Source organism: Kineococcus gurbantunggutensis, from assembly GCF_050871925.1.
Lineage (GTDB): Bacteria > Actinomycetota > Actinomycetes > Actinomycetales > Kineococcaceae > Kineococcus.
Map to the genome: position 1 here is coordinate 1 of NZ_JBJLSG010000013.1, position 12,403 is coordinate 12,403.

Consider the following 12,403-nt stretch of genomic DNA (forward strand, 5'->3'; position numbering starts at 1 on the left):
CGGCCGGGCCGCCCGGCCGCCCGGCCGCCGGTCCTCGTGGCCACCTTCAGCCCTTCGGCAGCTCCCGCAGCCACTGCTCGGCCTCGGCCAGGGTGAGCACGGGCCCCTTCTCGCCGAACGCGATGCGGGCGTCGGCCGCACCGGGGCGGCCGCTGGTCAGCAGGTACCCGGGGTGCCGCTTCGTCGGCGCCTCCAGCGTCCAGCCCTTCGCCTTCGCGGTGCGGCGCAGCGCCTCGAAGCGCGCCTGCTCGTCAGCCGGCACGGCAGCCCCCTCCGGGTGGTCGACCTCGCCCGCCACCGTACCCGGCGCGCCGGCGGGGACCGCTCGACGCCCGGTCCGCCGGCGGGCGCGCTCGGTAGGGTGGGCGGGACCGCCCCCGACGCCGAGGTGCCCGCCGTGCCCAAGAAGAAGAAGCCCGCCCGCCGCGCCGGCGGCACCCGCACCGCGCCGGTCCTGTCGCCGCTGCGCACCGGCGGGCGCGCCCTGGGCGACCTGCAGGTGGCCTACCGCACCTTCCTCGAGACCGAGGAGGACGAGGCGGTGCTGGCCCCCGGCGACCTCGAGGCGCGCCTCATGGAGTCCCTGGGCTGGCTGCTCATCGACTCCGGCGAGGACGTGGTCCGGACGTCGGCGACGCACTTCTCCGCCGCCGAGCTGCGCCGGCTGTTCACCGAGCTCGTGCCGGCCGTCGCCGAGCACAACGGCCTGGACCCCCAGGAGCTCGTCGACGAGGTCCGCATCGCCTGGACGACCTACCTGATGTTCCTGGGGGAGTCCGACGCCTGGGGCGGCGACCCCGAGGAGCTCGCCGACTGCCTGGACGTCGCCTCCGGAGGCATCGCCGGCGCCGCCTCCGACCAGCACAGCGTCCTGGACGCCCTGGAGGCCGCGGCCCTGGCCGTGCCGCGCGAGGAGGAGCTGCGCGACCTGCAGGCGGTGCCCGTGGTCGCCGGGGCGCTGCGCGCCCTGGACGCGCTGCGCGCCGGCGTCCCGGTGGGGGAGGAGCCGGTCGTGGACGGCCCCGTCGTCGACGCGCTGCGCGCCGAGGTCGGCGACGCGCTCGACCCGGTGGCGCTGTGGCTGGACTGGACGGCCGCCGGCGTCGCCGAGGTCGTCGACGGGCGCACGCACGTGCCCGGCCCGGTGGATGCCCTGCACGAGCTGGACCCGCGCCGCGACGTTGCCGCCGGCGCGCTCGCCTCGGCGATCACCAACGTGCTGGCCTCCTCCGCCACCCCGGCGGCGGTCGTCGGCGGGCTGAGCGTGGTCACCGCCGCCGTGCTGGACCCGATGACCACCCCGCAGCTGCGCTCGGTGCTGGAGAGCACCGGCGACGCCGAGGACCTGCCGGCCGCGCTGGCCACGGTCGAGGCGCTGGTGGAGATGGGGGTGCTCTCCGCGGTGGAGCCGTGGACGGTGCGCCCCGGCCTGGCCGGCGCCGTGCTCGACGTGGTCTCCGTCTTCTTCGCCGAGCAGGACCGCGGGGAACCCGGCGACGACGCGGACGACGAGACGGACGACGAGACGGACGACGAGACGGACGACGAGACGGACGACGAGACGGACGACGAGACGGACGACGAGACGGACGACGAGGCGGACGGGGCGGGGGGCACCGCCGGGCCGGACGGCGCGGGGGGCACCGCCCCCGCCCCGGGCGTGCCCGAGCACGCCTGAGGCCGCCGACGCCCCGGGCCCGCGGCTGGAGGCCGGCGGGCTCAAGGCCGGCGCGGCGGCTGCCGAACACCTGCGGGTGACGCAGCAGGGTGCCGTGCCGACCGGCGACGCGACGGCCGCCGGGGCGACGGTCGCCGACGTGCTGGGGGCGCGGGGGGTCCGCAGCGTCTTCCAGCCCATCGTCGACCTCGACAGCGGCGCCGTCGTCGCCTACGAGGCCCTCGCGCGCGGCCCCCTCGGCCCGCTGCAGCGCCCGGACCGGCTCTTCGCCGCCGCGCGCGCCGAGGGCCTGCTCGCCGAGCTGGACCAGGCCTGCCGCGCCGCCGCGTTCCGCGGCGCCCTGGCCTCGGGCCTGCTGGCCCCGCTGACCCTGTTCGTCAACGTCGAGCCGGAGGTCCTCGACAGCGCGCCGCTGGAGGAGCTGCTCGCCCTCGCGCAGGACGCGCCCGGCGAGCTGCGCGTCGTCGTGGAGATCACCGAGCGGGCCCTGGCCGCGCGGCCCGCGGAGCTGCTGCGCACCGTGGCGCGCGTGCGCGAGCTGGGCTGGGGCGTGGCGCTGGACGACGTCGGCGCGGAGGTGATGTCGCTGGCGTTCATGCCGCTGCTGCAGCCGGACGTGGTGAAGCTGGACCTGCGCCTGGTGCAGGACCGCCCCGGCGCCGACGTCGCCGAGATCATGAACGCGGTCAACGCGTACGCCGAGGCCAGCGGGGCCACCGTCCTGGCCGAGGGCATCGAGGACGAGCGGCACCTGCACATGGCCCGCGCCCTCGGCGCGCACCTGGGGCAGGGCTGGCTGTTCGGCCGGCCCGGCCCGGCGCCCGTGCCCGGCCTGCCCACCGGCGAGCTGCGCCTGCCCGCCCCGCCGGCGCTGGGGGAGTTCGCCGCCTCCTCGCCGTTCGCGCTGCTGCCGGCCGGCACCCCGCTGCGGCGCTCGCCGAAGTCGCTGCTCATCGAGCTGTCCAAGCAGCTCGAGCGCGAGGCGATGCGCATCGGCCCCACCTGCGTGGTGGCCTCCACCTTCCAGGAGGCGCGGCACTTCACGCCCTCCACCACCAGCCGCTACCGCGACCTGGTCGAGCGGGTGGGCTTCGCGTGCGCGCTGGGCGAGGGCCTGCCCGCCGAGCCGCTGCCGGGGCTGCGCGGGGCGGCGCTGTCGCCGCACGACGCGGTGCGCGGGGAGTGGGACGTCGTCGTGCTCGGCCCGCACTTCTCGGTGGCGCTGCTGGCGCGCGACCTCGGCGACACCGGCCCGGACGCCGAGCGCACCTTCGAGTACGCCCTGACCTACCGGCGCTCCACGGTGGTCGCGGCCGCGCACTCGCTGCTCTCCCGGGTCGCCCCGCGCGTCGCGGCGGCCCCGTCCACCGTCGCGGCCCCCGCCCCGTCCGCGGTCGCGGTCCCCGCCGCCCCGGCGGGCGCGGGCGCGGCGTCCGCCGGTGCCGCGCCCGCCGCGCTGCGCGAGGCGGCCGACGAGGCCACGGCGGTCGGCCGGATCGTGCACCGGGTGCTGGGCACCACCTCGCACGGCGTGACGATCTCCGACGTGACCCGCCCCGACCAGCCGCTGGTGTACGTCAACGCCGCCTTCGAGGAGCTGTCGGGCCTGCGCGCGGAGGAGGCGCTGGGCCGCAACTGCCGGTTCCTGCAGGGCCCGGACACCGACCCCGCCGCGCTGGCCTCGATCCGCGCGGCGATCGCCGCCGGCGAGGAGTGGCGCGGGGTGGTGCTCAACCACCGCGGCCCCGGGCGCACCCCGTGGTGGAACGAGATCCGCCTGGCGCCGGTGCGCGACGAGCACGGCCGCGTCGTGCAGTACGTCGGCCTGCAGGACGACGTCACCGAGCGCGTGGAGGCCCTGCGCGCGCTGGAGGTGGAGCGCGACCGCACCCGCGCCTACCTGCGCCGCATCGAGGACCTGGCGCGCACCGACGCGCTGACGGGGCTGCCGAACCGCCGGCACCTGGAGGAGCGCGTGGCCGCGGCGCTGGACGGCGACGGCGCGGTCGCCCTGCTGTTCTGCGACCTGGACGGCTTCAAGGCCGTCAACGACCGCTTCGGCCACGCCGCCGGCGACGACCTGCTCGTGCGGGTGGCGCAGCGGCTGCGCTCCGGGCTGCCGGCGGGGGCGGTGGCCGCGCGCCTGGGCGGTGACGAGTTCATCGTGGCGCTGACCGGGCTGGACCCGCGCTGCGCGGCCGAGCGGGCCGCGGAGGTCGCCGACCGGCTGGCCCGCTCGGTCGCCGACCCGGTGGGCCTGGGCGGGGTGGAGGTCTCCATCGCGGTGAGCGTGGGGGTGGCCGTGGCCCGCGGGCGCGGCGGCGAGGGCTTCGAGGACCTGCTGCGGCGCGCCGACGAGGCGATGTACGCCCGCAAGCGTGCCGGGCGCGGCGCGCTGCACCCCTCGCCGCTGGCCTGAACCTCCCGGGCGGCGCCCGGGTGGCGCGCCGTGCGCCCACCGGTTCCACTGGGCGCGTGGAGCACCTGCAGGTGGAGGGCCTGACCCCGGTGAGCCGGGTCGGGCTGGGGACGTGGCAGTTCGGTTCGCGCGAGTGGGGCTACGGCGAGGGCTACGCCTCGACGACGGCCCGCGGGATCGTGCACCGGGCCCTGGACCTGGGCGTGACCCTCTTCGACACCGCCGAGGTGTACGGCTTCGGCACCAGCGAGCGCATCCTCGCCGACGCGCTGGGCGCGCGCCGCTCCGAGGTGGTCGTGGCCTCCAAGGTGTTCCCCGTGGCGCCCCTGGCGCCGGTCGTGCGGCGCCGGGCCGCCGGCAGCGCCCGCCGCCTGCGGCTGGAGCGGATCCCGCTGTACCAGGTGCACCAGGCGAACCCGGTGGTGCCCGACACCGTGACGATGCGCGGGATGCGCCAGCTGCTGGACGCCGGCCGGATCGGCGCGGTGGGCGTGTCGAACTACTCCCTGCAGCGCTGGCGCCGCGCCGACGAGGCGCTGGGCCGGCCGGTGGTGAGCAACCAGGTGCAGTTCTCCCTGGCGGTGCCCGGCGCGCTGGACGACCTCGTGCCGTTCGCCGAGCGCGAGGACCGCCTGGTGGTCGCCTGGAGCCCGCTGGCGCAGGGCCTGCTCGGCGGCCGCTACGACGAGCACCACCGCCCCGGCGGGGTGCGCGCGGCGAACCCGCTGTTCAGCGTCGAGAACCTGCGCCGCCTGGCGCCGCTGCTGGGGGTGCTGCGCGAGGTGGCCGACGCGCACGACGCCGCGCCGGCGCAGGTGGCGCTGGCGTGGCTGCTCTCCCACCCGCGCGTGGTCGTGATCCCGGGAGCCTCCAGCGTGCAGCAGGTGGAGTTCAACGTCGCCGCGGCCTCGCTGCGCCTGGCCGACGACGAGCGGGCGGCGCTGACCGGCGCCGCGCGCGCCTTCCAGCGGGCCTCGGTGCCCTCGCTGCTGGCCGGGCGGGCCCTGCAGCGCCTCGCCCGCTGAGCCGGCCCCGCTGAGCCGGCCCCGGCCGGCCCCGCCGAGGACCCCTCGCGGGCCCCGTGTCGCCACTGCGCGTGGTCGATCGGTGGCGCAGCGCCTCCGGTGCGCCCGGTGCGGAGCAGCGCAGCACCCGGGTGGTCGCCGTCCGCCGCCGCGGTGCGCGACACTCGTGCGGGGGTCCCGCGCGCGCCGTCGCCGCGGGAGCACGCACAGCACCGCAGCAGCAGGGGGAGGAACACGCATGGCCAGCCACGTCGTCGTCGCGGGTGCCGGGATCGTCGGCCTGTCGACGGCCCGGGCGCTCAGCTCGCGCGGGCACCGGGTCACCGTCCTGGAGAAGGAGGGCCGGGTCGCCGAGCACCAGACCGGCAACAACTCCGGCGTCATCCACTCGGGCCTGTACTACGCGCCCGGCAGCCTCAAGGCGCAGCTCGGCACCGCCGGGGCCCGCTCGATGCGCGAGTTCGCCGAGGAGCACGGCGTCGCCGTGGACATCTGCGGCAAGCTCGTCGTCGCCACCACGACCCAGCAGGTGCCCGCGCTGCGCCGCCTGCTCGAGCGCGGCCTGGCCAACGGCGTGCCGGTGCGGATGATCTCCCCCGAGGAGGCCCGCGAGTTCGAGCCGCACGTCTCCTGCGTGGCCGCGCTGCGCGTGGAGAGCACCGGCATCGTCGACTACCGCGGGGTGTCCGACACCCTCGCCCAGCTCGTGGAGAAGGACGGCGGCGAGATCCGCTTCGACTCCGAGATCGTCGGGATCTCCTCCACGTTCCGCTCCGTCACCGTGCAGACCACCACCGGCGAGGTCACCGGTGACGTGTTCGTCAACTGCACCGGCCTGCACTCCGACCGCGTGGCCCGCCTCGCCGGCCTGGAGCCGGAGGTGCGCATCGTGCCCTTCCGCGGGGAGTACTTCGAGCTCACCCCGCAGCAGTCCCACCTCGTCAAGGGCCTGATCTACCCGGTCCCGGACCCCACGCTGCCGTTCCTGGGCGTGCACCTGACGAAGATGATCGGCGGCGGCGTGCACGCCGGCCCCAACGCCGTCCTGGCCCTCAAGCGCGAGGGCTACACCTGGGGCGACGTCTCCGCCGGCGACCTGCTGGACACCTTCCGCTGGCCCGGCACCTGGAAGCTGGGCATGAGGTACTGGAGGACCGGCATCGACGAGGTGCTGCGCTCCGCCTCGCGCGCGCGCTTCCTCGCCAGCCTGCGTGAGCTCGTGCCCGCCCTCGCCGACGACGCGCTCGTGCCCACCCACGCCGGCGTGCGCGCGCAGGCCCTGCACCGCAGCGGCGCTCTGGTCGACGACTTCTACTTCGAGCGCGGCATCCGCCAGGTGCACGTCCTGAACGCGCCCTCCCCGGCGGCGACCGCGTCGCTGGAGATCGGCCGGCGCATCGCCGACGAGATCGACACCGAGCTCTGAGGGCACCCGCCCGCCGCAGCGCCCGGCCGCGCCCGTCCCGCCACCGCGGGAGGGGCCGCGGCCGGGCGTTCGCGCGTGCGGGCACCGGCGGCCGCGGGGCCCGGGACCGCCGAGGCCAGGCGCGGCACGCGCCCCGGTCAACGGGTGCGGAGCGTGCATTTCTCCTCACTGCAGGTTGTTGACACGTGGTGCGACGGGGACGTGGAAAACGCACAGCGGAATCGCGGGAAACGTTTCCCGCGCTCCTCCCGCCGCACGCGACCCTGCCCCGGCGCGTCGTCGCGCCACCCCCCGCCTGGAGCCCCGTGCGCACCGCAGCCCCCCGCGACCACCGCTCCTCCCGCCGCGCCACCCGCTGGCTCACCGGGCTGTCGGTCCTGCCGCTGAGCGCCACCGTCGCGCTCGGCGCCGGCCTGCCCGCCACCGCCGCGCCCGTCGACCCGCTGGCGCCCCCGCCGTGCACCACCGAGGTCCGCCAGCTGCCGGTCAACGAGTTCACCAGCCACGCCGAGCTCGGCCGCGAGCTGCGCCGCCTGCAGGCCGTCAGCCACGGCCGCCTCACCGTCTCCGAGATCGGCCGCTCCAACCGCGGGCGCGAGATCTGGGCCGCCACCGTCGGCACCGGCGAGAAGGTCGTGCTGCTGAACGCCGAGATCCACGGCAACGAGAAGGTCGGGCCCGACGCGGTCCTGCGCGTGCTGGAGCAGCTCGCCACCTCCGACGACGCGTGGACCGAGCGGCTGCTCGCCTCGGTGACCGTCGTGGCCGTCCCCAAGCTCAACGTCGACGGCGCCGAGCTGGACCGGCGCGGCAACGACCGCACGTGGGCGGAGGTCGTCGCGGAGTTCCCGCAGCTGGCCGCCGGCCAGCCCGCCTGGAACTACATCCAGCGCGTGCAGCAGGGCGACGACTACGTCACCGCACCGGGTTTCGACCTCAACCGCGACTTCCACGCCGACCTGGACCACGTGCCCGACCCCGCCGACCTGCCCGGCGCGCCCGAGGGTTTCGGCTGGTTCCTCAACCCCGAGTCGCAGGCGCTGCGCGACCTCTACGTCGACCTGCAGGGGCGCTACGACGGCGTCGACGGGTTCCTCGACATCCACCACCAGGGCGCCTGCGTGGCCCGCGACGACACCGGCGAGCTCATCGACGTGGCCGTCGACTACCCGCCGCTGCCCGAGCAGGAGTTCGAGCCCGGCGGCAAGTACGCGCCGTACCGGAACATGCAGGACGCCTCCCGCCAGCTGGCCATCTCGGCGTTCAACGGCATCGAGCGCGCCGGGTACCTGCCCGTGCGCTACGGCCACGCGCCCGAGCGCGACCTGCCCGGCCAGGCGCGCTCGGCGTTCGCCCTCAACGGCACCCGCACCGTGCTCTTCGAGATCCGCGGCCAGACCCAGACCCTCGGGCAGGCCGGGCGCGAGCGCTTCACCCGCGCCACCGTCGCGGGCATCGAGCAGATGCTCGCCGACCTCGCCACCGGCGCCGTCGACCGCCTCGACCCGCGTGCGTACGACACGCTGCCCGACAGCGTGCAGCTCACCCCGGACGGGCGGGTCGTCCCCGACGACCAGGTCGGCACCGAGGTCGACTGACCCGACGGACGGTCCCGCGCTGCCGCCCGGCCGCGCCCGTCGTAGCCTCGCAGGGGTGACGGGCCGGAAACCGGGCGGCAGCTCGTTCGAGAGCTGGGTCGAGCGGCAGGTGCGTGAAGCCGCCGAGCGCGGCGAGTTCGACGGCCTGCGCGGGGCCGGGCAGCCGCTGCGCGACCTCGACCGGCCCTTCTCCGCGGAGGAGTGGGCCGCCGACAAGGCCCGCCGCGAGGGGTTCGACGTCACCGCGATGCTGCCGCCCGCGCTGGCGCTGCGCCGCGAGCGCGAGGTGCTCCTGCGCGACCTCGCCGAGCTGCGCTCCGCCGCCGAGGTCGAGGCCGTGGCGGAGGACTTCAACGCCCGCGTGCGCGAGCTGTACCGGCGCCCGGCCGACGGCCCGCTCGTCGTCGTCGCCCTGCTCGACGCCGGCGAGCTGCGCGAGCGCTGGGCCGCCTCCCGCCCGGCGCCCCCGCCGCCGCCCGCACCGCCCGCCGGGCCCGTCCGGCGCCGGTGGTGGCGCCGCGGGCGCTCGGCGGGCGGCGTCTGAGAGGCTGCGGACCACCCGACCGCCCGGAGGACCCCGTGACCCTGGCCCTGTCCGCCGTCGTGCTCAACGACCACGCACCCGCGCGGTTCACCGCCGCCGTGCGCGAGGTGGAGGCCGCCGGCCTGCGCACCGCGTGGACCTACGACCACCTGTCCTGGCGGGACATGCGCGAGGGGCCCTGGTTCAACGCGGTGCCCCTGCTCGCCGCCGCCGGCGCCGCCACGAGCACCGTGCGCCTGGGCACCCTCGTGGCGTCCCCGAACTTCCGCCACCCCGTCACGTTCGCCTCCGAGGTGATGACGCTGGACCACGTGTGCTCGGGGCGCTTCGAGCTCGGCGTGGGAGCGGGCACGTCCGCCCAGGACGCCTCCGTGCTCGGCGTGGAGCCCCTCACGCCCGGGCAGCGCCAGCGCCGGTTCGAGGAGTGGACCACCCTGCTGGCCACCCTGCTGGCGCAGCCGGTCACCGACGCCCGCGGCGAGTTCTACACCGCCCACGACGCCCGCACCCTGCCCGGTCCCGTGCAGGACGGGGGGGTGCCGCTGACCGTGGCCGCGGCCGGGCCGCGGGGCGCCGCGTTCGCCGCCCGCACCGGCACCGGCTGGGTCACCTACGGCGACCCGGCCGCCACCGACCCCGACGCCGTCACCGCCGGGTACGTCGACGCCGCCGAGCGCTTCGAGCGCACCCGCCGCGAGGTGGCCCCCGGGCGCGCCCTGCGCCGCCTGGCCCTCGTCGGCCGCGACGAGACCGGCGTGTTCGGGCGGTACGAGCGGTTCGCGGACCGGCTGGAGGAGGCCGGCTTCGACGAGGTGGTGGTGCACTGGCCGCGCCCGGACGGCCGCGGGGTGCCCGCGGGCGCGCTCGACGAGGTGCTGCGCGTCCACGGCCTCTGAGGGGTTCCGCTCCCGCGCGGGGTCGCCCGGTCTCGCGCGATCGCCGTGATCGGGGAAGTCGCCACTTCCTCGATCACGGCGAGGGGGGGCTCGGGGTCAGAGCAGGTCCCAGAGCCGGGACCACACCTGCTCGGCGGCGCCCACGAGCGGCCCGTCGTCGCCGAGGGCGGCCGGCAGCAGGGCGGGCGGGGTGTCGCGGCGGAAGCCCATGAGGGCCTCGGAGCAGGCGCCGCGCACCTCGTCGGGCACGACCTCCAGGAGCCGGGCGCCCAGGCCGCCGAGGGTGACGAGGTCGGCGTCCAGGGCGTTGACGAGGCCGCCGGTGCCGCGCCCGAGGGAGGTGCCCGCGGCCCGCGCGGCGCGCAGGGGGCCGTCCTCGCCGGCGGCGGCGCGGTCCAGGACGCGGCGGGCGTAGGACACGGGGTCGGCGGGGGCGGGGTCGCCGAGGGTGCGGGCGAGGGCGGTGCCGTCGACGGTGGTGCCCCAGCAGCCGCGCGCGCCGCAGGGGCAGCGCACGGCGGGATCGCCGAGGGGGACGTGGCCGAACTCCCCGGCCTGGCCGCGGGCGCCGGCCAGCGGGTGCCCGCCGGTGGTGAGGGCGCCGCCGAGGCCGGCGTCGACGTGCAGGTGCAGGTGCGCGGCCGCCCCGGTGGCGGCGCCGCGGCGGGCCTCGCCGACGGCGGCGAGGGTGGCGTCGTTGCCGGCGACGAAGACGTCGGCGGAGGCCCGGCCGTGCCCCCCGGCGTCGGGGACGGGCGCGGGGGCGGCGGCGCGCAGGTCGAGGGCGCGCCAGCCGAGGATCGTCGCGTCCAGGACGTGCCCGTCGTGGACGGGGCCGGGCACGGCGAGGCCGAGGCCGCGCACGCGCCCGGGGAAGCGCCGGTGCAGGCGCCCGGCGGCGGCGCGCACGGCCCGCAGGACGGCGGTGCCGTCGCGGCCGTCGTGGGTGCCGCGCTCGGTGCGCAGGAGCCCGCCGCCGAGCTCGAGGGCGGCCACGCGCCAGTCCTCGTGGCTGACGGCGGCGCCCAGGACGAGGGGGCCGGTGGGGTGGGCGACGAGGTGGCGGGTGGGGCGCCCGCGGGTGCCGCTGGGAGGGGCGGGGCGCTCGTGCAGGAGGTGCTCGCCGGCGAGGCGGGCGACGAGGTCGGCGGTGGTGCCGGTGCCGGCGCCCAGGGCGCGGGCGGCGTCGGCGCGGGTGAGGCCGGGCCGCTCGTGGGCCAGGCGCATCAGCTGCGCGCCGCGGGCCGTCAGCGTCCCCACGGGGTACCGCCCCCTTTTTGCTCGCGCTTCGAGTATTTTGGTGCCGTGCGCACCGGCCACCAGGCTTCCACGACCCCCGCCGGCCCCGTCGCCGGCACCGCGCGCCGCCTGCCCGCGGGCACGCTGGCGCTGCTGGCCGCGGCGGTCTTCGCCGCCGTGAGCACCGAGGTGATGCCCGTGGGCCTGCTGCCCCAGCTCGCCGCCGCCTTCGCCGTGCCCGAGGACCGCATCGGGTGGTGGATGTCCGCCTACGCCCTCGTCGTCGCGCTCGGCGCCGTCCCGGTGACCGCGCTGCTGGCGCACCGCTCCCCGCGCGGCGTCCTGGTCGCGCTGCTGCTGGTGTACGCCCTCGCCAACGGCCTCGTCGTCCTGGCCGGCAGCACCGGCGGCTTCGCGCTCGCCCTGGCCGCGCGCCTGCTCGGCGGCCTGGCCCACGCGGGCCTGTTCTCCGTCGCGGTGGCCACCGCGGTCGCCGTCTCCCCGCCGGGGCGCTCCGGGCGCGCCGTCGCGCTGGTGAACACCGGCATCACCCTCGCCCTGGCGCTGGGCGTCCCCCTGGGCACCGCGGCCGGCGCGGCCTGGGGCTGGCGCTGGGCGTTCGCCGCGACGACCGGCGTGCTGCTGCTCCTGGCGGCCGCCGCCGCGGTCCTGGTGCCGGCCCGCCCGCCCGCCACGCCGCCCGTGCCCGGCCCGCGCGGGGCCACCGGTCCCCGCCCCGGGCGCACCCGTGCCGGCGTGCTCGGTGCGCTGCGCGGCCGCCCGCTGCTCCTGGTCGCCACCACCACCGTCGTGCTGACGCTGGGGCACTACGGCGCCTACACGTACGTCACGCCGCTGCTGCTGCGCGCCGGTGCCGGGCAGGGGGCGGTCGGCCCGGCCCTGCTCGGCTACGGCCTGGCCAGCTTCGCGGGCCTGCTGCTGGCCGGCGCCACCGCCGACCGCCACCCGCTCGCCGCGCTGCGCGCCGCGATCGCGGTGATCGCCGCGTGCCTGCTCGCCCTGGGCCCGGCCTCCGGCCACACCGCCGCCACGGTCGCCGTCGTGGTCCTGTGGGGCGCGGCGTTCGGCGCCCTGCCCTCGCTGCTGCAGACCGCGGCCCTGCGCGCCAGCGACGTCCCGGGCGCGGCGCCCGCCGTCGTGAACTCGACGTTCAACGTGGGCATCGCCGTCGGCGCCTGGGCCGGCGGGCGCGCCCTGCTCGGCGGCGGCCCGGTGCTGCTCACCGCCGGGTGCGCGGCGCTGGTCCTGCTCGCGCTCGCCACGACGTTCCTGCGCCCGGGGGCGCGCCGCGGGCGGGCGGGCGCCTGAGGGCACCCGCCCGCCCGGGGACCGGGTCCCGGAGCACGCCCCGGGACCCGGTGCCCGGGCGGTCCCTCAGTCGGTCTCCGGCCCCCGGCAGTAGAAGCACTCCGCCTCGCAGGAGTCCTCGCCGAACACCGTCACCACGCCGCTGCCCTCGGGTTCCACCACGCCACCCCCTCGGCCGTCCCTGCGCCGGCGCGGTCCGGCCGTCCCCGCGCCGGCTCTGGATCGCCCCATGGTGCTCCCGCCGCCCCC

At 78.0% G+C, this 12,403-nt stretch carries 10 protein-coding genes; 8 read left to right on the top strand and 2 right to left on the bottom strand.

Going from position 1 to position 12,403, the window contains the following annotated elements; translation table 11 throughout:
* Positions 1–46: 46 nt before the first annotated feature.
* Positions 47–262, bottom strand: a complete 216-nt coding sequence (locus ACRYR7_RS03850; protein WP_432570743.1) for a hypothetical protein — start codon at positions 260–262, stop codon at positions 47–49.
* A gap of 99 nt (positions 263–361) precedes the next feature.
* Between ACRYR7_RS03850 and ACRYR7_RS03855 the strand changes: the two genes are divergently transcribed.
* The 7 genes from ACRYR7_RS03855 (at position 362) to ACRYR7_RS03885 (ending at position 9,586) form a co-directional block, all read left to right on the top strand.
* Positions 362–1,678, top strand: coding sequence for a hypothetical protein (locus tag ACRYR7_RS03855; RefSeq protein ID WP_432570744.1), 1,317 nt, complete (start codon positions 362–364; stop codon positions 1,676–1,678).
* A 76-nt stretch (positions 1,679–1,754) separates the two neighbouring features.
* Complete coding sequence (locus ACRYR7_RS03860; RefSeq protein WP_432570745.1) at positions 1,755–4,097, top strand: EAL domain-containing protein; 2,343 nt, start codon at positions 1,755–1,757, stop codon at positions 4,095–4,097.
* Between the two features lie 56 nt (positions 4,098–4,153).
* The gene (locus ACRYR7_RS03865; RefSeq protein WP_432570746.1) at positions 4,154–5,122 is read left to right on the top strand and encodes an aldo/keto reductase; all 969 of its coding nucleotides are present in this window, start codon (positions 4,154–4,156) and stop codon (positions 5,120–5,122) included.
* A 238-nt stretch (positions 5,123–5,360) separates the two neighbouring features.
* Positions 5,361–6,548: an L-2-hydroxyglutarate oxidase gene (lhgO, locus tag ACRYR7_RS03870; RefSeq protein WP_432570747.1), complete on the top strand. Its 1,188-nt coding sequence runs from the start codon at positions 5,361–5,363 to the stop codon at positions 6,546–6,548.
* A gap of 305 nt (positions 6,549–6,853) precedes the next feature.
* Positions 6,854–8,146, top strand: coding sequence for a M14 family zinc carboxypeptidase (locus ACRYR7_RS03875; RefSeq protein WP_432570748.1), 1,293 nt, complete (start codon positions 6,854–6,856; stop codon positions 8,144–8,146).
* A gap of 55 nt (positions 8,147–8,201) precedes the next feature.
* Entirely contained in the window at positions 8,202–8,690 is a 489-nt protein-coding gene (locus tag ACRYR7_RS03880; RefSeq protein WP_432570749.1) for a DnaJ family domain-containing protein, read from the top strand.
* 35 nt (positions 8,691–8,725) lie between these two features.
* Entirely contained in the window at positions 8,726–9,586 is an 861-nt protein-coding gene (locus tag ACRYR7_RS03885) for an LLM class flavin-dependent oxidoreductase (RefSeq protein ID WP_432570750.1), read from the top strand.
* 96 nt (positions 9,587–9,682) lie between these two features.
* On the opposite strand, the gene ACRYR7_RS03890 is transcribed toward ACRYR7_RS03885, so the two are convergent.
* Positions 9,683–10,846, bottom strand: a complete 1,164-nt coding sequence (locus ACRYR7_RS03890; protein WP_432570751.1) for an ROK family protein — start codon at positions 10,844–10,846, stop codon at positions 9,683–9,685.
* Positions 10,847–10,891: 45 nt separating this feature from the next.
* Here ACRYR7_RS03890 and ACRYR7_RS03895 point away from each other — a divergent pair, with 45 nt between their 5' ends.
* Positions 10,892–12,154, top strand: coding sequence for an MFS transporter (locus ACRYR7_RS03895; protein ID WP_432570752.1), 1,263 nt, complete (start codon positions 10,892–10,894; stop codon positions 12,152–12,154).
* Positions 12,155–12,403: the final 249 nt, after the last annotated feature.

What these genes read in the sequence shown, in the direction of transcription:
- lhgO (WP_432570747.1), top strand. Translation starts at nt 5,361, where the DNA reads ATGGCCAGCCACGTCGTCGTCGCGGGTGCCGGGATCGTCGGCCTGTCG.